The organism is Pseudoalteromonas sp. QJM3NY_22 (genome assembly GCF_056173065.1).
The window spans coordinates 4,312,081-4,335,806 of record NZ_CM149655.1 but is presented as its reverse complement, the minus strand read 5'-3'; the positions used below and the strand labels follow the sequence as shown (position 1 = coordinate 4,335,806).

Annotated in this window: 16 protein-coding genes; 10 read left to right on the top strand and 6 right to left on the bottom strand. The window is 39.9% G+C overall.

The features are described from left to right. Positions 1 to 15 precede the first annotated feature (15 nt). Positions 16 to 2,430, top strand: coding sequence for an ABC transporter permease (locus AC0VZ4_RS19965; RefSeq protein WP_475440529.1), 2,415 nt, complete (start codon positions 16 to 18; stop codon positions 2,428 to 2,430). Between the two features lie 63 nt (positions 2,431 to 2,493). Here the strand turns inward: AC0VZ4_RS19965 and AC0VZ4_RS19960 are convergent, their stop codons facing one another. The 3 genes from AC0VZ4_RS19960 to AC0VZ4_RS19950 form a co-directional block, all read right to left on the bottom strand. Further along, a complete protein-coding gene (locus AC0VZ4_RS19960; RefSeq protein ID WP_475440528.1) occupies positions 2,494 to 2,796 on the bottom strand; it encodes a hypothetical protein in 303 nt (100 codons plus the stop codon). Between the two features lie 27 nt (positions 2,797 to 2,823). Beyond that, positions 2,824 to 4,479, bottom strand: coding sequence for a hypothetical protein (locus tag AC0VZ4_RS19955; RefSeq protein WP_475440527.1), 1,656 nt, complete (start codon positions 4,477 to 4,479; stop codon positions 2,824 to 2,826). Positions 4,480 to 4,551: 72 nt separating this feature from the next. Then, entirely contained in the window at positions 4,552 to 6,189 is a 1,638-nt protein-coding gene (locus tag AC0VZ4_RS19950; RefSeq protein WP_475440526.1) for a hypothetical protein, read from the bottom strand. A 352-nt stretch (positions 6,190 to 6,541) separates the two neighbouring features. Between AC0VZ4_RS19950 and AC0VZ4_RS19945 the strand changes: the two genes are divergently transcribed. Next, positions 6,542 to 7,006 carry a hypothetical protein gene (locus AC0VZ4_RS19945; RefSeq protein WP_475440525.1) on the top strand — a complete coding sequence of 155 codons (465 nt, stop codon included), beginning with the start codon at positions 6,542 to 6,544 and terminating at the stop codon, positions 7,004 to 7,006. A gap of 253 nt (positions 7,007 to 7,259) precedes the next feature. Here the strand turns inward: AC0VZ4_RS19945 and AC0VZ4_RS19940 are convergent, their stop codons facing one another. Continuing rightward, positions 7,260 to 8,885: a tetratricopeptide repeat protein gene (locus AC0VZ4_RS19940; protein WP_475440524.1), complete on the bottom strand. Its 1,626-nt coding sequence runs from the start codon at positions 8,883 to 8,885 to the stop codon at positions 7,260 to 7,262. Between the two features lie 77 nt (positions 8,886 to 8,962). Next, positions 8,963 to 9,490: a sugar O-acetyltransferase gene (locus AC0VZ4_RS19935; RefSeq protein WP_475440523.1), complete on the bottom strand. Its 528-nt coding sequence runs from the start codon at positions 9,488 to 9,490 to the stop codon at positions 8,963 to 8,965. Between the two features lie 138 nt (positions 9,491 to 9,628). Here AC0VZ4_RS19935 and AC0VZ4_RS19930 point away from each other — a divergent pair, with 138 nt between their 5' ends. The 8 genes from AC0VZ4_RS19930 (at position 9,629) to AC0VZ4_RS19895 (ending at position 22,213) form a co-directional block, all read left to right on the top strand. Continuing rightward, positions 9,629 to 10,393 (top strand): DeoR/GlpR family DNA-binding transcription regulator, encoded by a 765-nt coding sequence (locus tag AC0VZ4_RS19930; protein ID WP_033030535.1) that lies wholly within the window; start codon positions 9,629 to 9,631, stop codon positions 10,391 to 10,393. A 40-nt stretch (positions 10,394 to 10,433) separates the two neighbouring features. Further along, entirely contained in the window at positions 10,434 to 12,254 is a 1,821-nt protein-coding gene (glmS, locus tag AC0VZ4_RS19925; RefSeq protein WP_475440522.1) for a glutamine--fructose-6-phosphate transaminase (isomerizing), read from the top strand. A gap of 355 nt (positions 12,255 to 12,609) precedes the next feature. Beyond that, a complete protein-coding gene (locus tag AC0VZ4_RS19920) occupies positions 12,610 to 14,220 on the top strand; it encodes a type I restriction-modification system subunit M (protein ID WP_475440521.1) in 1,611 nt (536 codons plus the stop codon). After that, complete coding sequence (locus AC0VZ4_RS19915) at positions 14,217 to 15,398, top strand: restriction endonuclease subunit S (protein ID WP_475440520.1); 1,182 nt, start codon at positions 14,217 to 14,219, stop codon at positions 15,396 to 15,398. The genes AC0VZ4_RS19920 and AC0VZ4_RS19915 overlap by 4 nt, the downstream gene beginning before the upstream one ends. A gap of 51 nt (positions 15,399 to 15,449) precedes the next feature. After that, a complete protein-coding gene (locus tag AC0VZ4_RS19910; protein WP_475440519.1) occupies positions 15,450 to 19,154 on the top strand; it encodes a DEAD/DEAH box helicase family protein in 3,705 nt (1,234 codons plus the stop codon). A gap of 36 nt (positions 19,155 to 19,190) precedes the next feature. Beyond that, the gene (locus AC0VZ4_RS19905; protein ID WP_475440518.1) at positions 19,191 to 19,874 is read left to right on the top strand and encodes a DUF6602 domain-containing protein; all 684 of its coding nucleotides are present in this window, start codon (positions 19,191 to 19,193) and stop codon (positions 19,872 to 19,874) included. A 316-nt stretch (positions 19,875 to 20,190) separates the two neighbouring features. Continuing rightward, positions 20,191 to 20,595, top strand: coding sequence for a DUF6088 family protein (locus AC0VZ4_RS19900; protein WP_475440517.1), 405 nt, complete (start codon positions 20,191 to 20,193; stop codon positions 20,593 to 20,595). 316 nt (positions 20,596 to 20,911) lie between these two features. Beyond that, positions 20,912 to 22,213: a DEAD/DEAH box helicase gene (locus AC0VZ4_RS19895; RefSeq protein ID WP_475440516.1), complete on the top strand. Its 1,302-nt coding sequence runs from the start codon at positions 20,912 to 20,914 to the stop codon at positions 22,211 to 22,213. 98 nt (positions 22,214 to 22,311) lie between these two features. On the opposite strand, the gene AC0VZ4_RS19890 is transcribed toward AC0VZ4_RS19895, so the two are convergent. After that, positions 22,312 to 23,706, bottom strand: a complete 1,395-nt coding sequence (locus AC0VZ4_RS19890) for a 5-methyltetrahydrofolate--homocysteine methyltransferase (protein ID WP_475440515.1) — start codon at positions 23,704 to 23,706, stop codon at positions 22,312 to 22,314. Positions 23,707 to 23,726 lie beyond the last annotated feature (20 nt).

The window sequence follows — 23,726 nt, the reverse complement described above, 5'->3', positions numbered from 1 at the left end:
TCTTATAGGTTAGATATGTTGATATCACATGTAACAACAGCATTTAGAGTATTTAAGCAACATAAGCTTTATTCGTTATTGAGTGTCTCTGGGTTAAGTATTGGTCTTGCCGCAGCTCTGTTAGTGGCTTTATTCGCAGAGTATGAATTGTCGTTTGATGAAATGCAGCCCGATCACCAGCAAGTATATCGTCTGCATGTTGATGTAAAGGTACCGGGTTTAGAAGAGATTCCATTAACCGTTGTAAGCATTGCGCAGACAGTGTCTTCACGTAGTGATGTAAGCGACTTATTGGTGCTGGCAGATGTGGTCGATAGTGATTTATTTACTGATCATATTAATGTTGCAGGGCAAGTATTTAAGCTGCGTAATTTATATGGAGCATCGGCCAATTTACGTGATTTTATTCATCTAGATGTGATGGCTGGCAACCTTGAACAAGTGCTCTCAGAACCCAATCAAATCGCCTTGAGTGCTAGTGAGGCTGCGAGGTTATTCGGCAGTGTTAGCAATGCGTTCGAACAAACCTTATTGATGGGCGAGAAAAGAGTCACTGTGCGTGCTGTTTTTGATGATTTACCCGATAACAGCCACTTTTTGTTTCATGCTTTAGTGTCTGTTGATTTCACCGAACATAATGATATATCGAGTTATGTTTATCTAAAAACTCAGCAAGGAGCTGATTTAAAAGACATAGAAAAGCAGTTAGCTAGTCGTCTTATCGAAAAATATCAGATAAAGAACAGCCAACTTGAATATCGTTTAGTGCCGATGCGAGAGGTGTACTTTAAAGCCCATTCGCCATTTGAATTTAAACCTGGCGGGTCGGCTTTTTTAGTGAACTTGAGCCTGATATTGAGCGTGTTACTACTCGCCATTGCTGCAGCCAATTACATTAATATTGCGGTATCGCAATTACTTTATCGCAGCAAAGAAATTGCCATGCGCAAAACCTTGGGGGCGAGTAAGCGACAATTAATACTGCAATTTTTGTTAGAAGCCTTACTAATGGTGACCCTTGCTACGGTGTTAGCGTTGTGTTGGGTTGAGATGTTATTACCAAGTTTTAGTGGCTTTGCAAACCGCCCATTGCTGCTAGTTTGGGGTTGGTCACAATTGATAGCTGTATTGGGTGTGGTGTTTTTATTGGCTTTTATATCTGGTGCTTATCCGGCTTTTTGTGTCGCACGCGCACCGCTAAAAAGTTTACTTGCAGGGCAATTGCAAACAGGTCAGGTGGTGCGTAAAGGTCTGTTAGTATTTCAAGCAGCCATGGCAATGGCCTTAATTGTTTGTACTATGGTGAGCTTACAACAGTTAACGTTCTTGCAAAACTTATCGCTTGGTTATGATGCGACAGATCGCATTGTGATACACGATTTAAGTAGCAAGCAATTGATGGAAAAAGAACACGCGATACTCAATGAGATCCGAGCGTTGCCCGGTGTAGTGCAAATAACTACTACTGACACAGACTTAACCGACAGTATTCTTGAAAGCTTTTATTTCCGATGGCCAAACGGCTATGAGGAAAGTGAACTGCCACCGACCATAGGCACAGGTTTCCATGCCGTTGAAACCTTGGGTTTGACACTACTTGCAGGCAGAGACTTTTCACCACAGTTCCAGAGCGATTGGTTGCACTCTACTAATGAGCATACTGGGGCGCAGCAGGGCGAAGACAACCCTCAAGCAGTGGCTATTTTGGTGACCGAACAAATGGCAAAACGTGCTGGTTACGATAATATGGATGAGGTGGTAGGTCTGCAAGTTCAGGGGCTTTATCGCAACATTAATGCAACCATTGTCGGTGTGGTAAAAGACATTAAAGTCGGCTCGGCGAAAGATGATTGGCTACCTGTGTCATTTTCAGCAGGGTATAGCTCACAATCAACCGTTCGATTGGTGATAAGGACCGAACAAGCAAACTTTCCTCAGTTATTTAATCAGTTACGCCAGCTTTTAAAGCAGTTTAATTTAACCGCCGATCCGCAATTTAGCCTGATGCAGCAAGACTTAGCCAAGGTTTATCGCGTCGAGCATGACTTATTTGTGCTCATTCGAAATTTCTCTGTGCTGGCCATGTTTTTAAGTTGCTTAGGTTTATTTGGACTTGCAGCGTTTGCAGCGAAACGTCAGCAAAAGCAATTAGCCATTCGAAAAGTATTGGGTGCAACCCGTTTAAGTTTAGTTAATCTACTTGCCCGTGAGTTTTTAATCATGGTGTTCGCAGCGGCGGCAATTGCTTTGCCTCTAGCTTATTGGCTAATGGATAATTGGTTGCAAGGTTTTAACGACCGTATTGAGCAAGCCATTTGGGTATATGGCGTTGCGGCGCTTGTGGTCGCACTCTTTACTTGGCTCACGGTTGCAAGCCTTGCATTTAAAGCTGCAAGCACACGGCCATCGCTTACTTTACGTTATGAGTAAATAAAGCTCCGTGAATTAAAAAAGGGTTAGTGAACACACTAACCCTTTTTTGTATCGTAAATTTTATTGATACGAAATGTAATACCCAGCTACATGTGCTTGGGTATACAAATGCCCGTCAATGTATGAATCTTGTATTAAAGTTCCAATATTTGCAGCGTTAATACGCATACGAGCCACCATTTCATGGACTGCTTCAGCTGTAAAAACGTCTTCGACAGGAGGGTCGCCAACAAAATTAGTAAACCACGGAAACCAGCTATTATCATTGCCACTTACGCTTTGGTCGGGGTGGTAGATACCGCCCTGCCAGCGATCAAATTTCAGACTTTCTAAACTAAATAGGCCAAAGTTTGCTTGCGTCATACATGCATCAGCGGCTTGGTATTCAGGCTAGCCAGAACTGGCAGCAAACTGATTGCACACATTGTGTGGAAGGTTGCTGGTATTTGCTGCAGAATATTCTACAGCTCTAAACATAACAGGACGAGAAGAGCTACCTGCGGGGAAAATAATATTTGCCGCAACAGGAGAATTCCAACGTTCATTATACATCGCAATTGATAGGCCTAAGTCCTCTTTGTTTATTGCAACGTTATTTTCATGTGTCCATGAGCCGCCAGGATCAACAGGAGTGCCGCTGTTATCGAATATTGTTCCATGTTGGTTTGCCTCCAGTTGGTTAAGTAGGTTTGGCGTTGTATTGTCAACAACCGTTACTGGGATCATGCTACTAGCTGCACTAGGTGTATAATTTGTAGTTGGGTTGTTCAATGCTTTCCAACATAATAAGCCATAACCATAGCCGTCATTTATCATCGGGCAGTTTGCCATATTTGCAGATGATTGGTTGCTTTGATAAGTGTGATTAACCGATGCAGCTGCGGCTTCACCTGTACCTACTAATACTCCCCACGATTGAAGTGTTATTTGTGCATACGGTAGTTCACTTTCTGGTAAATAGAGTGTGGTGCTAGATATTAAGTTAAGCGCTAAATCGAACTCATAGAGCACTACGGGGCGCATTCTATTTTGCTTTTTCTTAGGGTACTGGGCTATCACGGTTTGCTTTGAAGGTGGGGTTAGGTACTTATCACTCACTTGTGCTAATAAATAAATCTGATTTTTTGATATATAGCTGCTTATAAATTTGTTTACGTGCCAAGTTGATAGCTCGCGAGACTTTATAATTTTTGCATTATTATCAGTCAGCTGTAGAGTACTATCTTGTTGCAAAAGCCATGTATTTTCACTCAAACCAATTACTTTAGTATGCTCAAAATTATATTGATTTTGTTGATCATGACTCAGTGTATTTATGATGGCATTACTATTTACTTGGTAGCTAGAAAATGATGTTTCTTCATTGTGATACTGATGTAAAGGCGCCGAATATTGACCAAATAAAGCGGTTAATTCAATTCTAATAGTGTTATCTAATTCTTTAACAACCCACTGATCCTTTGCCTGCTGGTGGAAAGTTATTGGAGTGTATTGACCCTCCTCACCTACACTGTATGCCTGCCATGTTGTTTCACACTTTGATATACATAACTTAGACGAGCGAACAAGGGCATGTTGTTCCTGTGAGATTAGAGAATCTTGTTCGTCTTCAAATTTGAACCGTAATGGCGTGCCTTTTTCAGTGATCTCGAAAGAAAAAAGAATACGCCGTTGGTTACCGCTAACATGCAATGTATTGTGATTACTCTGGCCTAATCTGAGTTTGGAATAGGTATTTGATGTGTGTACTTTATCTGCTTTACCTAAAAAAGCTGAGCCATTATTTTGTTTATGGCTTTGCTCTCCTTCTTGAAGTTCTAAAAATTGTAAACGTTGAATACACGCTTCTTCCTTACAAGTTTGTAGCTGTATTTTACGTTGCAGGTATGTAAAATTAAACCAAGGTGTTTGAGCTAAATAGCTTTCTTGGTTTGCATAAAATAGTACGGGTAGTGTGCTTGTATCGAATTGTTTTGCTATTGCTGCACAATGCATACTTGCTGTTATTGTAAGTGCAGTGATAAAAAATGTAAGTAGTTTTTTCATGATGGTTCCTTTGCTTTAAACATACAAAAGAGGGTAGGAAACACCTACCCTTTATAAGTTTGATCGCAGTGCTTAATATACAACCCCTTGCTGCTGAATAGCATTAACACCTTGATTTAGCTGAATAGATAGCCAGCCTTCTACATCACTACGAAGAGATGCGGTGTTATCAGGACCTGACTGGCTGGCATAAAACCATAAACCGGTAGGCATAGGTGCGGTAACATTTGGGCCACAAGTAAAGTGATTAGCGGCATACATTACAGCGCCAGAGCTACCAAACTCAAAATGACTATCAGAATAACCGCCATAACCTCGTGCTTTAACATGGGCTTCTGAGTCCAGCGTGAAGTGGTAAACTTCGTTAGGTTGCAACAAAAATGGACTTACGTCAGATGAATCAAATCGAGCTCGCATCGTCGAGTTTACGCTTGCTTCGTTACCCGAGCGGGTAATTATGCCTGCAATATTAGTAATTAAATCACTGGCAAGTTGTGCATCGAGTAAGCTGCCCGCATTGTCATTCACTATTGCAGCAGTAATACCTAAAGCTGCTTTTATAGTGCCCAGCACCGAGTTAATATCCCATCCAGTGTTAAAGCTCATTGCTGCACCACCGGCTTTATTAAACAATACAATCTCAGGGGCAGAACCAGGTAAATCAACGGCAAACTTTGCACCATCGGCAGAGTGTGCATTAGTGGCTTTTGACCAAATTTGTCTTGCAGTCCCTTTTACATGGAAACGCGAGGCATAAGTGCCTCTAACTTCTAAGTTTCCTGAACATGAATTACTTTGATTACAATCAAAACCCGCTTTATCGGCACACAGCATTTTTACCGAAAACTCAGTAGAGTTATGGCTTATTGTGTTGTCGTAGCCATAGGCTTTGTGTTTTGACCAACGCTCACCATCGCCTGAATGAAATGCGCCGTAAGCAGTACTGGTAAAGTTAAGTCCGTGTTTAGACATTCCTTTATTGTCACTAGACGTATCAGTTGAGGCTGATGGGGTTGAAGGGTAATTTGTTACCACAGTACCAGAGCCTGTATTTGGCACTACCATTTGGCAGGCGCAGGCTGACTTTGGACCACCCTTTGCATCTTTATTTAATAACTCTTTAATTTCATTATAAGTAGTTGGATCCATTTCCTTGTTATAGCTTAAAACAGAGAGCCCTTTTTTCTTAGGAGCTGCGTAAGTTTCAAACCACGCTTCAAATAACCGTGGATTGTTTATTTCGACAAACTCAGCTAACGAAACCATTTTTTGCATTGTTAACCATTGCTTAAAAAGAGCCGGCTTATATTGTATAAGGTAGCGCGCAAGGTAATAGCTGTCCTCTGGTGAGTGATCAGCAAGCACCGTAGACCATAAATCAAGCGCATTTACGTCTATCTCTTTTATTTGGCTTAAGATTTCTTCGGCCCGATAAGTTGCGGTTAGTTTTTCAATATAATGATTGAGTACCGCTTCTTCGTCGTTTTCAGCCATAAAATCAAGCAAAGAAAGCGAGTCAGTAGACCACGCTGAAATAGTCTGCCAAGTTTGTTTGCTAACTTGAGCAGGTGCCATTGCACCATAATCATTTTCTAAAGCGGTAGTACGGTGGTTGGTATTTTCAACAGTACCTGCAAATGCAGTGGTACTTATGATTGCCATATATACAAGAGAACCTAAAGCAAGTGGTGTCATTAATGTACGTTTCATTTTTATTCCTCCATAAATAATAAATAAGCACAAATAATGTGCCCTTTTATATTGCTTGTTTATTTTCATCACGAAAGGAATTAGCAGGGTCAGCAGGGGGCGAGTTAGGTAAAAGTGAGAAAAGTAAGGGGGTGTAAACATGCTGGGCATCATTTTTTGAATTGAATAAATATATATATTTTTAAATACAATAACTTAAAAATAAATTTACCCGTTTTTACCCAATTGCCCCATGATTTTAAGTGTGATTTACCTCTCTTTGATGCACACTTTTTGAGTTGATTTTGTATTTAATAGATATGTAAATACAGTCTCAACAACAGGAGCAAGTAAATAAATGGAGGTAAATATAATGAAATATACAATTTTAATATCAAGTCTGTTACTAACAACCTTTGCACATGCTCATAGTGCAAAAATGCTGCAAGAAGAACTGCAAGCTAATGCGCAAAACGGCCCTAAAAAGCAAACAACGTTCCTCGCTTCAATGAAAATATCGACAGGAACGTTTTCATTTTTAAAAAGTGATACAAGTAGTGGGTGTACGGAAAAAAGGCTTTCAGCATCAGGTCGAGAAAGTCCGATGTTAGATTGTGGCCAGTTTGATGATTGGCGTTTAGCTTACGATATGGGAAACAATATGTGTGAGTCGTTACACTCAAATATGATGCGTTTTGACAATACATTAAACCCAGATATGCAAATATTTACTCGCTTTGAAGGCCCTTATGAATTTAAAGGGGACGAACATCATCAAAAATTTAAAGCCAACATGGGCGTTACATTAGCGTGTTATATCTGTGATACAGCAAAATAGTTAAACCGTAGCACGAGGTGATATAAGTGATACCTTGTGCTTTTTAATTCTGATTCAGGTTAAGTAACCTGAACTCTGGATAATAAATCTATCTCGAGCAGCTATTTTCAGCGCTAACTGCGTTGAATTTACTTGCAATAGGCCCGCTATTGACGCGTAAATTCGCCTTGTTTTCATTGAAAATCTCTGGCTAGAGAAAATAAATTTAAATATCACCATGATTCAATATGTTAGTAAATCTCTTAACCAGAGTTCAGGTTAAATAGTGAGGTGAGGCTTTAGCAAGTACTTCAAGCTTTTGTATTTGTTGTTTTAGTTTATGTAAATCATCATGCTCTTCATTGCAGTGGTTAATAACATAATGTGCGGTTTTTATTATATTACGCCAGCGTGGTTTTTTAGGCAGTGTTTTAATCGCTAAATAGCGCTCTAATGTACGCACCCGCAGCCGACCATCATCAATGTTTACTTTCCACATTTTACTTTCTTCTGCTAGCTCAATTCTTGTTTTTGAGCTTGTTTGTTCCCAAATACTCAGCGATAGCGTCATAACTTCTACAATTAATTGGCGAGTGTCTTGCTCTGTGTCGGTAGCTTCGTTGGGGGCGGCGTTATTCACTGTATTTGGAGGTTTGCTTATTTGTGCTAAATATTTATAACTGAGCAACATTCCTGCCATAAAGGCACTAAATACCGCTAATACATTATAAAGAGTGAAATAGTTATGTTGTGGCTTATTTGGGAGAATATCGGCTTGCTTCAAGCGTAGCTGGTATAGATTGGCCGTATCTGTTCGATTTTGGCGTAACATTGTATTGTAATCTTCAAGCGTACTTAGCGCATCACGGTATTGTTTTGATTGTTGTTGTGACTGAGCGAGTGCGATGTAAAATAACTCTGTTAGTTGGCTGTTTTGATTGTGGTTTTTGGCTAACCCTTGTTTTAATAACACTTGTGCTTCAGTGTCATTACCTTCTAGTTGTTTTAATTTTGCCTCTATTAATAGCGCCCGTTGGTCAACTTTGTCATTTTGAATAAGGCTACGGGTACGTTTTTGTGTTGCTAGCCATTTATGTGCTTCATTAAGTTTATTTTGAGCTAAAGCGATTTCAGCGAGTAGTAAGTAGGCGCGTGAAGCTTGAGTATGCGCACCACTATTATTTAACTGCGTGAGCGTTGAATTTATAAGATTTATAGCTTTATCAAACTGTAACTTTTTAAAAAACACTTCAGCTAAGCTTATCAGCGTATGGTTTGCCTTTGTTTGATTGCCAAGTTGTGTATGTAGTAAATGTGCTTGTCGAAATGACACGATAGCATCATCTAATTGATTAATATCTCGCGATATATTACCTAAATTATTTAAAGTAACGGCTTGGCGTTTTAAGTCGTTTAATTGCTTAGCAATGTCGTAACTGTTTAAAAATAAAGTTAAAGCGGTGTCTAAATCCCCAAGCGCTTGATATACATTAGCAAGATCATTCGATGTTTGACCTTCATAACTTAAGTTTTTTAACTGCGTAGCAAGCTTTTGTGTTTTATGAAAATAAGTAAGAGATTGAATATAACCTCTTTGTCTGTATGCATTAATACCGAGTTGTCGCGTTACATGATATTGCTGTGAAATACTTAAACTTTGGCTAAGTAGTTGCTCAAGCTCTGAATTTGCTAAGGCTAAATCACCAGCTTGCCTATACAGTACAGCTAATTCTAATTTAGCCTCAAATGATGCTGTTGAATGTGGCTTGAGTTTACTGATTTTTTGCTTGCAGGTTAAAATGTCACTCGTTATATCAACCGATTTATCCTGCTCACAAACACTTGCCGATACCGGATAAGAAAAAAGTAAAAATATAATAAAAACAATATTTAGAAACATCACTAAGTACGAGTTGCATTTTTGTTAAATTAAAAGTAACACAGTATTAACTTTACGTCATAAAGATTGTGTGACTATTAAATGTCACGTATTTTTTGTGCTGGATTTCCTACAACCACGGTATTAGCGGTTACGTCTTTGGTGACTACCGAGCCGGCACCAATCACGCTATTATCGCCAATGGTAATACCTGCTAAAACAATAGCTCCCGCGCCAATCCATACGTTATTACCTATAGTTATTGGTGCTGCAAAGTTTTCTTTATTTAAACGCTGAGCTGGGTTTAATGCGTGGGACACAGTTAAAATTTGAACATTAGGGCCAATTAAGCAGTCACTGCCAATCGTTATTGCACCTTCATCAATTGGTGCATCTAATACAGTACAATTAACATTCATAAAAGTACGATCACCAATAACGATTTGATTGCCGTAATCGCAATGAAAACCAGCTTCAATTATAACGCCCTCACCACATTCCAAAAATAACTCTCTAATACGTTTTAAGTTGCCTTTGCTCGGACTTTTATTAAATAGGCGGCAGGTGTCGCCAGTTTGTTTGCGCAGCGCTAAATATTCTTTGTTTAAACTAGTAAATACTTGCATGTGGTTTCTTTTAAAATAAAGCTTATGGCATTCTACCTTTATTATTATTTGATTAAAGCTGCTTTAATTTCATTCATTCACTTGTCATTTAACTTGTTTCGTTTAAAATCTAATAACTTTCGAAACGAAACTTAATTTATGACTAAACGAAACACACAGCAACGTCGTCACAATATCTTGGTTCAAGTTAATGAGCTAGGTGAAGTCGTGGTTGAAAAGTTAGCAGAACAGTTTCAAACCTCCGAAGTAACCATTCGAAAAGATTTAACCGCGCTTGAAAAAAGTGGTTTATTGCTGCGCCGTTACGGTGGTGCTATTGCACTGCCTAAAGAGATTGTTAGCGATGAAATAGATTCAAAGCGTAAAGTCGCAATAGCAAAAGCTGCAGCAAAACTTATAAAAGATCATAACCGAATTATTATAGATAGCGGGCGCACTACTGCTGCGATGATCCCCGAGCTTGCAAATAAGCGTGGGTTAGTTGTTATGACCAATGCCATTAAAGTCGCGAGTCGTTTACTATCACTTGAAAACGAGCCGACACTTTTGATGACCGGTGGAACATGGGACCCGCATTCTGAGTCGTTTCAGGGGCAAGTTGCCGAAAATGTATTATGCTCTTACGACTTCGATCAGCTATTTATTGGTGCTGATGGCATAGATGTAAAACGTGGCACAACCACTTTTAATGAGCTGGTGGGTTTGAGCCAAGTTATGGCAAAAGCGGCACGTGAAGTAATCGTAATGGTTGAATCCGACAAGATTGGCCGAAAAATACCAAATTTAGAATTACCGTGGAAAATAGTAACCACATTAATAACCGACAATGGCTTAGCTGACGATAAACGCAAGGCAATTGAGGCGTGTGGTGTAAAACTAATTTGCGCAGAGATTATACAATAGCTACTTAGTAGCAAGTATTTAAAAAATTAATGGAGACACTATGTGTGGAATAGTCGGGGCAGTTGCAGAACGTCCAGTAAACAAAATTTTAGTTGAAGGCCTTAAGCGTCTTGAATACCGTGGTTATGACTCAGCAGGCGTAGCATTGCTTGATGGCAACACACTTAATACTGTTAAAGCAGTAGGTAAAGTAGTTAACGTAGAAGCAGCGCTAGAAAAAGCAGGCGTTAGCGGTCATACAGGTATTGCACACACTCGCTGGGCAACACACGGTAGCGTAACAGAAGCCAATGCACATCCACATGTTTCAAATAGCCAGCTTGCACTTGTCCACAATGGTATTATTGAAAACCATGCAAGCTTACGTGCTGCGCTTAAAGGTGACGGCTATGAATTTTTATCAGACACCGATACCGAAGTTATGGTGCATTTAATTCATCAATTACGCCAACAACACACTACATTGTTAGCCTCTGTTCAAGCTGCTGTTAAACAGTTTGAAGGCGCTTTTGGTACCGTTGTATTTGATAAAGACAACGACAACGAAATTATTGTAGCGCGCTCAGGCAGCCCACTTGTTATTGGTTTAGGCCTTGGTGAAAACTTTATTGCCTCTGACCAACTTGCATTATTACCAGTTACTCGCAGCTTCATCTTTTTAGAAGAAGGCGACGTAGCGCGTATTACACGTGACACAGTAGAAATTTTTGATGAAAATGGCGACGCTGTAGAGCGAGAAGTGATTGAATCAAACATTACGCAAGATGCATCAGGCAAAGGCGACTACCGCCATTACATGCTAAAAGAAATTTACGAGCAGCCACTTGCTGTACGTAATACCCTTGAAGGACGTTTAAACGACGACCGCGTAGCAATTGATGCCTTTTGCGAAAGCGCTCAGCAAATATTTAAAGATGTGAAACACGTACAAATTATTGCCTGTGGTACGTCTTACCATTCAGGTATGGTTGCACGTTACTGGCTTGAGCAGTTTGCGGGTGTTAGCTGTAATGTAGAAATAGCTTCTGAATTTAGATACCGTCAGTCGTTTGTACACGAAAACAGCCTACTAGTTACTATTTCTCAATCGGGTGAAACAGCCGACACGCTAGCCGCATTACGCCTAGCTAAAGAGCAAGGTTACATGGCCTCAATGACCATTTGTAACGTACCGGGCTCATCGCTTGTACGCGAATCAGACCTTGCCTTTATGACCAAAGCGGGCGCTGAAATTGGTGTTGCATCTACTAAAGCATTTACTACGCAATTAGTTGGTTTGTTAATGCTTACTGCGTCTATCGCGCAAGAAAAAGGCCTTGATCAAAGCGCAATTGTAAATGCAATTAAAGTACTTCCAGCTAAGTTAGAAGAAACATTACTACTCGCTGATGGTATTGCAGACCTTGCAGAAGAGTTTGCCGACAAGCACCACTCACTGTTTTTAGGCCGTGGCTCGCAATACCCAATTGCAATGGAAGGTGCGCTTAAACTTAAAGAGATTTCGTACATTCACGCAGAAGCCTACGCCGCTGGCGAGCTAAAACATGGGCCACTCGCGCTTATTGATGCCGACATGCCAATTATTGTTGTAGCACCAAACAATGAGCTATTAGAAAAGCTTAAATCAAACGTAGAAGAAGTACGCGCACGTGGCGGCATTATTTACGTATTCGCAGATAAAGATTCACACTTTGAGTCAGACGACACAATGCGTGTAATCAACGTAAACCACACTGACGATATTATTGCGCCAATTGTTTACACACTGCCATTACAGCTACTGTCGTACTACGTAGCGGTAATTAAAGGCACAGACGTTGACCAACCACGTAACTTAGCTAAATCAGTTACAGTTGAATAAAATCAATAGGTTGGTAATTACCTGTTAAAGATAAAAAGGCGCTTAATGCGCCTTTTTTATTAACCTTAATTCAAGGTTTTGTCGCATTGATTTTAACGAGCGCTCTCAGGTATGCGTGGGAGCGAGCTTTAGCCGCGAACGTTTATCTCTAAAATTACCGTAATTAATGTAAATGAGTCTGAAATCCTCGAATATAAGTTCTACCTCAAGCCGTTGAAATGGCAGTTTAAAAAACAGTCAAAAATCCTCTTAAAAAAATAAGTGTTTAAGCGCTGGCTATGCAGTAATATAAACCTAATTATCATAAGTTTATGTTAGCCCAGTGATTTGCTAGCCATTATTAAAGAGACTCTCCATGCTAACAGGTAAAATTCGTAATCAAGTCGACCAAGTTTGGGAAATGTTTTGGACTGGCGGTGTCGCCAACCCAATCTCTGTTATCGAGCAAATATCCTACCTGCTGTTTATTCGCCGTTTAGACGAATTACAACGTACCGCAGAGCGCCGCAGCCAAGCAACAGGCTTGCCAGTTAATAACCCAACGTTTGCAGCCGATGAGCAAACATTGCGTTGGAATAACTTTAAAGATAAAGATCCCGATATCATGATGGATATCGTGCAAAACCAAGTATTCCCCAAAATTAAAGCCTTACAAAACGAAGGCAGCTTTGCCGAGCACATGAAAGACGCTATTTTCATGATCCCGTCGGCCAAATTACTCGACCAAGTGGTGCAACTGTTAAGTGCCATTAACATGGACGACAAAGACACCAAAGGCGACTTATACGAATACCTGTTAAGCAAGTTGCAACAATCGGGTGTTAACGGGCAGTTCCGTACCCCACGTAACATTATCGAAATGATGGTTGAGCTAATGCAGCCTAAAGTGGGCGACACTATTTGTGACCCATCATCAGGCACCTGTGGCTTTTTAATGGCCGCAGTAGAATACGTAGAAGAACATCATTCAAAAGACATTAACAAACCAGACAACCGCAAACACTTTAATAACGACATGTTCACTGGTTTTGATTTCGACAAACACATGTTACGTATTGGCGCGATGAACATGCTATTGCACGGTATTGAAAACCCCAGCGTACACTACCGCGATAGCTTGCAAGACCAAGGTGATGGCAATATTTCAGAGGCTTACAGCCTAATATTAGCAAACCCGCCGTTTAAAGGCGCGGTCAACTTTGGCATAGTTGCGCCAGACTTACTGCGCGCCTTAGGTAAAAACCCGATAGTTAAAAAGGCCGCCCCTAAGTATAAAACCGAAATAGACGAAGACGGCAATGAGATACAAGTAGAAGTTAAAACCAAAGGACCTACTGAAAAATCAGAGCTACTATTTTTAGCGCTTATTTTACGTATGCTAAAAGTGGGTGGTCGAGCAGCGGTTATTGTGCCAGACGGCGTATTGTTTGGCTCAACCAAAGCGCATAAGTCGATACGTGAAAAAATCATTAACGAGCAAAAGTTAGAGGCGGTTATTTCACTGCCCTCTGGTGTATTTAAACCGTATGCTGGTGTAAGTACCGCCATTCTTATTTTTACTAAAACCAATAGTGGCGGCACCGATAACGTGTGGTTTTACGATATGTTAGCTGATGGTTTATCACTCGATGACAAGCGTACACCACTCTTTAAAGAGGGTGCAACACCAACCCACGAACAAAGCAATATTGCCGATATTCTTAGCCGTTTCAAAACACTAACGAATGGAGATAATACGCCAAATACAAACAGCCCAGAATACACCCGCCCAAAAACCGAACAAAGCTTTATGGTGCCAGTGGATTCTATAATCAATAATGACTTTGATTTAAGTCTTAACCGCTACAAAGAAGTGGTATACCAAGAAGTACATTACGATGCGCCCCGAGACATCCTAAAACGCATTAAGACTTTGCAAACAAAAATGGCTAAGGGTGTTAGTGAGTTAGAAGGGTTACTGAAATGAGCTGGCCTTTAGTAAAGCTAAAGGATATCTGTGAAACAACTCAGGGAGTCCAAGTAACAAAGGAAAACACTTCAAGTAAACCTTATAAAGGAGGGTACAGATATCTTTATATAGCTGACTTTTTGCGCGACACAAAGTTGAGTTTTATTGATGATGTATTTGAACATAAAAAAGTAACTATAAATGACTTGGTTATGGCTAATACAGGTAGCCCAGGTAGGGTGTTTAAGGGTAAAGAGGGAATACTAAGCAATAATTTATTTAAGATATCGTTCAATCAAGTTACTGTTGATCGTGATTATCTTTTTTATGTGCTGTCCTCCGACGAATTTCAGTATATTTTACAAACTCAGATGAAAGGCGGGATACAAAAGCACCTAGGGCATCAGACGATTTCTAAGCAGGTAATCCCACTTCCTCCACTCGAAACACAAAAGAAAATTGCGGCGGTATTAGAAAAAGCCGACCAACTGCGTAAAGACTGCCAGCAAATGGAACAAGAGCTAAATAGCCTCGCCCAATCTGTGTTTATTGATATGTTTGGCGATCCAGTGACGAATCCGAAAGGTTGGGAGAAATCTCCTTTATCATCTATTACAGAAGATTTTTTAGGTGGGAAAAGTTTAGTTGCCTCAGATGATAATAATACTGAATTTACAAACCGAGTTTTAAAAATTAGCGCGGTTACATCTGGTGAATTTAAACCTAACGAAAGCAAACCCTTACCCAATGATTACCAGCCACAAGATGAACATTTTGTTCAAGTGGGTGATCTGTTATTTAGCCGTGCGAATACAACAGAGCTAGTTGGTGCTACATCAATGGTTTTTGAGGAATATAAGAATTTACTACTTCCTGATAAATTATGGCGTTTTATCTGGAATAAAGAAAAACCTGTATCTGTTGTGTTTATATGGCAACAATTATGCGGTGAAGCGGTTCGTAAGGAGATAAGTAAACTATCATCTGGTTCTGGTGGCTCAATGAAAAATATATCTAAAGGTAAGTTGAAAACCTTACCTGTTATTTTACCTCCTATTGAGTTACAAGAAAAGTTTGAGCGCGTTTATATGAAGCTACGTGCAGAGCTTCAAAATAACAAGCAGCAGATTCAATCTTCAGAGCATGCTTTCAGCTCTCTTATGCAAAAAGCGTTTAAAGGCGAATTGAATTTATAAAGCGTTGAATAGCGCTAAAACAACAAGATAAATGATGTCAAAGGAAGGCTAATGTCAGAGACGGTTAATCAATCAGCGGCTTCTAATACAGCTCAAGGCTGTAGCAATTTTGATTTTTTTGAAATTGCGTTAAGTACGCACAATGCAACCAATAAAAATATTGCAAGTGATATGTTTTCAACCCGTTGCACAGAAATTTTAACGCGTGCAAAGAATGCTGAGAGCAACATTAAAACCGACCCACGTATTGCTGGTTTTTATGCCCGTAATGCCTTGGAGTTAATGGTTGAAACCGTATTTGACATAGACAACTGGTTAACCCGACCACGCCATGACGCGGCCTTAATGTCGCTGATTCATGACAAAGACTTTAAAGAAAACCTTACTAGTAATTTATTCCCGAAACTTAAACTGATTATTAAAGTAGGTAATGAAGCGGTACACAGCAAAACCAGTTTGCCGCAACGTGATGCCTTGCAAGCCGTTAAAGAGCTGCACCATGTGTTGTATTGGTTTATTCGTACTTATACGCCAAACCTTGAGCGCGATAAATTTGTGGTTCAACCGTTTGATGAAGCGATAACCCCGCAAAAAGTAGCCATTGATTCTACCTTAGTCACCAAAGCCGTTAGTAGCATTAAGCGGGTTAAAGAGTTAGAGCAACAGCTTGCAGAGAACGATAAAGTTGCGCGGGATGAATACTTAGCAACGCTTAAAGAAAATGAACAGCTTAAAGCCGATAACCAAGCACTATTAGCGCAAATTGAACAAGCCAAACAAGCAGCTAAAGAACAAGCTGACCCACATAACTACAATGAAGTAGAAACTCGTGATTATTTAATTGATGGCCTTTTGCTTGAAGCTGGCTGGCAGCTTAAAAACAAGCGTGATAGAGAATACCCAGTAAACGGTATGCCTATTTCAACCGCTAACCCAAAGAGTAATGGTTTTGTTGATTACGTATTATGGGGCGATGACGGTACGGCGCTCGCTGTAGTTGAGGCGAAAAGAACCACCTTAAACCCTGAAAACGGCCAACAACAAGCCAAACTTTATGCCGATTGTTTGGAAAAAGAGTGCGGCGTTCGCCCTGTTATTTTTTATACCAACGGTTATGAAACTCGCCTTTGGGATGACTTTCAATCTAGTGAGCAAGCCGTACACGGCGGTTATATACCAAGGCCTGTGCAAGGGTTTTATACCAAAGCAGAGCTAGAGTTATTAATAAAACGCAGACACGACAGGGCTACTTTTTTTAGCTTAAATAAAAGTGACGACGTAGGTAGCAATAAGCGCTTTACGGCGCAAATTAGTAACGATATTACTAACCGCTATTATCAAAAGGCCGCCATTACCCATATTTTAGATGACTTTGAAAATGAGCATCAGCGCAAGGCGTTATTGGTTATGGCTACCGGTACCGGTAAAACCCGTACTGTGATCAGCTTAGTTGATCTGTTATTAAAACATGATTGGATTAAAAACGTATTATTTTTGGCTGACCGTAATGCGCTACTCACCCAAGCAAAGAAAAACTTTGTTAAGTTACTGCCGCGTATTAGTTGCTCTGTTTTAGACTCAAGCCAAAGCAAAGACAGCATTGACAGCAGGCTGTATTTTTCTACCTACCCGACTATGAAAAACCTACTGGATAGAGCTGCAGATGAACGCCCTTTTGGAGTTGGCCATTTTGACCTTATTATTGTAGATGAAGCGCATCGCTCGGTTTACTCAAAATACCGCCAAATATTTAAGTATTTTGATGGCTACCTTGTAGGGCTTACCGCCACGCCAAAAGACGAAGTAGAAAAAGATACTTATGGCATTTTTGATTTACAAAAAAACATGCCTACCTATGCCTATGAAGACGAAAGTGCATACGCTGAAAAATACCTTGTTCCACCCACTAAGATATCGGTAGCCACTAAATTTATTCGAGAAGGTATTAAGTACAAAGAACTCTCAGCCCAAGAACAAAAAGAATGGGAAGACAAAGCCGAACTTGAAGACAGAGACGAAGTACTACCGTCAGAAGTAAATAAGTTTTTATTTAACGAAGATACCGCCGAAAAAATGTTTGCTCAGTTAATGAGTAAAGATAAAGATGGCGGTATTCATGTTGAAGGTGGTGATGTAATAGGTAAAACGATCATTTTTGCGGCCAATAACGACCACGCACTATTTTTAGAAAAAATGTTTAACCGGAGTTATCAAAAATGGGCAGGAAAACTAGCCCGTGTTATTACCTTTAAAGAAACGTATGCGCAAAGTTTAATTGACGAGTTTAGTGGTGATGAAAACGAGCGCAAAGACTTTGACCCTAAAAATCCAACGTGCCGTATTGCGATTTCGGTAGATATGCTAGACACCGGTATTGATGTGCCGGAAGTGGTTAATCTTGTATTTTTTAAAGTGATACGCTCTAAAGTTAAATTTACCCAAATGATTGGCCGTGGTACGCGTTTGTGTGAAGACTTATTTGGACCTGGGGATAATAAAAAGACCTTTAAGGTTTTTGATTATTGCCAAAACTTTGAGTACTTTGATGCAAATCCTAAAGGGGTTGCGGTAGGAGGTTCAACGCCTGTTAGTCAGCAAGTTTTTGAAAAACGCGTGAAGTTAAGCACGCTGTTAAATCATTGCTTGAAAGATGAAAAATTTCAGGCTGAGCAGTCTGAATATTGTGAACGCCTGAGTGATTTAAACAATTATCAGCTCGATATGCTGCATCATTTAGTTGTTGGTATGAATTTAGACAACTTTATTGTTAGGCCGAAACGTCAATTAGTTGAGCCGTTTTTAGAAAGAGAGCACTGGAACAATATTGACGACAGTAAGTTTACGGTGCTAGAAAGTCATGTTTCTGATTTGCCCACAGACGCTGAGCCCTTTAATAGCGATGAGCAACTTAATAACTTATCTAATCGTTTTGACAATATTATTTTGACCATGCAATTGGCGTTACTTGAAAAAGGTAGGATACCCGATCAAAACCGTATTCGCGTGATGGAGTTTGCCCAAATGCTAGAAGGAAAGGCTAGTAATATTCCGGCGATACAGGCACACCTTGAGCTTATTCAAGACATTCAAACCATAGAGTTTTGGCAAGATATAAATTTAGTGATTTTAGAAGAGGTAAGAAGACGTTTACGCAACTTAATGTTTGCCCTCGACAAAGACAAAAAAGAAGTGGTTTACACCAATTTTGAAGACGAAGTGCAAGGCGTGCACGATGTAACCGCTGTTTATGCAAGCCCAACGGTTGATTTAGCGCAGTATCGTAAAAAAATTGAGCTGTATATTCAAGATCATCAAGATCAATTGACCATTCAAAAACTTAAGCGTAATAAAGCGATTACCCAAGCTGATTTAGACGTCTTAGATAGCCTTTTGCTTGACGCAAGTGGAATGGCAGACGTTGACATATATCGTGAAAAAATTCTCAATGAAAAGCCTCTAGGAGCGTTTATACGTGAATTAGTAGGTCTTGACCTGAACGCTGCCAAAGAAGCCTTTAGCGAATTTCTAGATGAAGGGGTTTACAACATTGAGCAAATTCAATTTGTTAACCAAGTTATTAACTATTTGGTAGATAACGGCGTGCTAGATATGGCACAAATATTTGAACCACCCTTTACTGATCAACATGGCGAAAGCGCATACGGATTTTTTGATGAAGATAAGGTAGTCGAACTGTTTGGCGTTATTCGCAAAGTAAACGCTAATGCGGTGGTTGAAGAAAATAAGAGTGCGTAATTTGATTATTTGTAATTACAAAGGAAGGTATTAGTGGTGGATTATTTATTTGAATATATTGATGATCTACTAAGGTTACAATCAAAGGCTGTGGAGCGTTATAACCATAAAGGCGTACTTGGGGATGCTCGTGAGGAATTTGTTCATTCTGAAATAAAACTGCGAATCGATGATTTAGCTAGTCAACTGCATAAAGGCGAGATTTTTTGTAAAGATACAGAATATGGTCAGCATGATATTATTTTGCGAAAAAAAGACACTCTTAATCTTTCTTTAGGTGGGCAATTTCGAATTGATAGTAATGACTGTGCGGCAGTTATTGAAGTAAAAACAAATGCAAAATTAACAGAAATAAGAGATTTTGAAGAAAAATCAAAACAGTTAAAAGAGAACGTTCCTAGCCTTATTTGCGGTATGTTCTGTTATAAAATTAGAGGAAAAACGAGTACAGTTCTAGAGCGGGCTGGTTTTAAATTTGATCGTGAGTATCAGCTTTTTGAAGAGAATAGTGACAAAAAACAGTATGAAAATATCGATTTTATACTGTGTTTAGATGACCAAATAGAGATCAATGGAGTTGATCATGATAAAGCTGATATTACCTACTCAAAAGGTTTTTTCTTAAAAAAAGGTAATGAAGACTATCAGTTACATCATGCTGCACCATTCTCCAAGTTTCTATTTCAAGAATTAAAAAGAGCAGATGAACTGAATCGTTAATCAGGTACTAATTTTGTTCCTTAAAAGTTTAGGTGGAATAGATATGGTTACTATAATACAAAAGTATTCTCGCTTTACTTTGGCGGCTAAGGTTTTATAAAAAACTAGGTCGATTGTGAAATTAAGTTTATGTCAGTTATTTTTCTTTTTTATATTTCTTATTTAAACAGTTTGTTACGAGTATTTTTTTCATAATTTTTGTCGTATTTTTTCTTTTATCAATGCCGTATTTTTTCTTTTATCAATGCCGTATTATTTTTAAACAGTGGTGGATTTAAGTTATACTAAAACAAATCATTACGTAGGAAAATTAGCCATGACTGCAACTGACCGTATTTATCAAAAAATAAAGCGTTCTCGCCGCTATGTGTTTGAACGTAAAGATTTCGACAATTATGCAAGCTACGATCAGGTTGGTCGTGTGTTAAAGCAATTAGTCGATAAAGGCATACTGATGAAAATTGGCTATGGTTTATATACTAAAGCAGCGATTAACAGCCTTACTAATAAGCCGATGCCAACAAGCCCAGGCGGTACTGACGCAATAATGCGTGAAATTTTAAAACTGCGCGGTGTAGACTTTGAGATGGATGCCATGTCATTGAGGAGTATTAACGGTGAATCTACCCAAATATCCGCGTCTATTAAGTACAGCTGGGATTCTAAGCAATTTAACCGAAATCTTAAAGTTGGCAATAGAATATTGAGTTATCGCAGATGAGTATACCCAAACTGAAAAAACAGTTTCTTGAGATCTCTGATGCATTGGATTTAGGTAATCCATCGATTCCAGAGCAGCTTATTGGGTAACATTTAATTCATTCATTTAAGTACTTTGAATACAAGGATTATTCTAAACACATTAATTAAGTGCGGGATAAACTCGCGTCTACAAACACACAAATCTGCTCGCAATTTATAGCTCGAATCGCGCAGCTGTTTCCTATACAAACATTAAAATCACTAATCCCTACTTAATAAGCGGTAAATACGCTAAAATTGCAGGCTACTTTTTTAGCAATAAGCCCGTAATAAATATGACCTCAGCCACAAGCCCTAGCACTTTTTCCGAACTTGGCCTTATTCCAGAGCTATTAGCTCGTTTAACCGATTTGGAATATACCCAGCCTACACCTATTCAAGCTAAGGCTATACCTAGTGTGCTTGCGGGCAGTGACCTAATTGCAGGGGCAAATACGGGTTCAGGTAAAACGGCAACGTTTGCATTACCTATGTTGCAAAAAGCTTTCCTTGAGCAGGGCGCTAAAAATACTGCGAGCAAAGGTAACTTTGTAACGGGACTTATTTTAGTGCCGACTCGTGAGCTTGCTACGCAAGTGGCCGATAGCATTAAATCGTATTCTGCTAACTTTAATGGCGCAATTAAAACGGTGGCTGTGTTTGGTGGTGTGTCGGTTAATACACAAATGCAGGCACTGCGTGGTGGTGCTGACATTATTGTGGCAACACCAGGGCGCTTACTCGATTTAATCTCAAGCAATGCCATTAAGCTCGATAATGTAACTACGCTTGTGCTTGATGAAGCCGACCGTATGCTAAGCCTTGGCTTTACCGAAGAGCTGGCTAATTTGTTGGCTCTTATGCCTGCTAAAAAACAAACTATGTTGTTTTCAGCGACCTTTCCTGAGCAAGTAACACAATTAACGCAAGAGCTGCTAAATAATCCAGTTGAAATACAAGTACAAAACAAAGAAGAGAGCACACTTGTTCAACGCGTGTTTAGTGTTAATAAAGGCGAAAAAACCACGGTTTTAGCGCATTTAATTAAAACTCACAAATGGCGCCAAGCACTGATTTTTGTCAACGCCAAAAAAGATTGTGAGCACTTAGCCAGCAAACTTGAAAAACGTGGTGTTAATGCACAAGTTTTCCATGGCGATAAAGGCCAAAGTGAACGTACCCGCGTAATTGAAAAATTTAAAGCGGGCGAAATCGAAGTACTTATTGCAACTGATATTGCTGCGCGTGGTTTGGACATTGAAAAGCTGCCAGTGGTAATAAACTTTAATCTACCACGTAGTCCTGCTGATTATATGCACCGTATTGGCCGAAGCGGCCGTGCTGGTGAAGTAGGTTTAGCGTTATCACTAATTGATTACGAAGACTTTCATCACTTTAGAATCATTGAGAAGAAAAACAAGCTACGTTTAGAACGCGAAGAGGTTACAGGCTTTGCCGTAAACCAAGCCAACCTTGATGCCGCACAAGCGCTTAAAAATGAAAAGCCAATGGCAAAGCCAGAAGGCACAGGCAAGAAAAAGAAAAAAAATAAAGCCGATGATATAGATGATGTATGGAGTGGCTGGCGTCGTAAGTAACAATAGAGCTAAATAAATAGCTGTAAAAAACCCGTAATTAGTAAACCTAATTACGGGTTTTTTGTTTTGTGGCTTTAACTTAAAGCGTTAGTTTTAAATTAATGGTCGTGACCTTCATCTTCTACTTCTTCTGCAATCCCTAACCAGGTAATGCTTGCAGGTGGAAAAGTTAACTCTAGCTCGCCTTCAACTTCTAGATCTTCTAGGTGTACTTGCACTATGTGTTGAGCAATTGGGTCGGCAATATAAGCAAACTGACCATTTTGCGCCACTGTCATACTAAAGCTCATACCTTCGGGCATTGTGGTTACGTCTGCTTGAGTAATATCTACTTGGCCTGCGAGTTCCCAGTGCATTTCGCCATCATGGTCGTGTGCGCTAAATACATTTAAAAAGCCTAAGCTGTCTAATATTAAAAAGTGCTCGCCATGGGCAGAAAAAGAGTACGATACAGCACTTGCGCCATCCGCAAGTTGCCATTCTACTTCTTCCATTTCTGCGGTTGCTGGTTTAATAGTTACAATGACAGCCTCGCCTCCGCCATGGCCAGATGCTATGCCAATAAAGCTCTCGCTATCTTCGTGGCCATAAATACTACCAATACGAAGATCGCCTACAGCTACAATGTTTGCTATTTTTTCAGCTTCGTACTCATCACCTTGCTGGTGGGCAATCAATACACCATCGCCACAACCAAATACAACATAATCGTGATTTTGTGCTGCGCCGTGTAAATCGGGGCAGGTTACTTCTAACGTTTGCTCTAGTTCGTAATTACCATCGTGAAGATGATATACACCCACTTGATCGGGAAGTACTTTGGCATTAGATGTGCTACTTGCATCGTCTCGACGAATGGTTGAGAGTAAATGCTCACCGCGAGGCTCAGCTACACCATGCATGTTAATATCGTAGTTAATGCCAGTAAGTGTGGCTGTTGCATTGGTAATATCGTTATCGGTTAATACTTCAACCGAAGCAGAAGCGCCTGAATCTGCATCGCCATCGTAAAATATTGCTAATTGTCCGTCGTGAGTTATTAAGTGTGTAGGGCGGCTGCCGCTTGTAAGCTCGTAACTACTAAACACCGGGCCTTGCTCGTAATCATGTAAATGAGCGCCGTGATCTTCGCGCCACATACCGCCGTCTATAAACCCTAGGTAATCTTGGGTACGATTAGCAATAACAGCATAACGAAAGTCAGGTGATGCAGATAACGTGTTTGAGTCATCGTTTAATACAAACGTATCAAGTAGTGCGTTATCGTCTAAATCAAAAAAGCTCGCTTCGTTGCTGTCACCTGCCAGAACAGCAAGCCTGCCAAATGAGCTTATGGTATAGCCGTCGTCATGCTCGTCATCACTTTTATGCTCGTCATCTACCACAGCAATAGGATCTTTTTCTACAATGTTGGTTTCTGCATCGCCACAGGCGGTAATTAATGTGCTGCTTACTGCAAGTGCTATCAATTTTAGTTTGAATAATTTGGTCATATTAGTTTCCCTTTATTTAA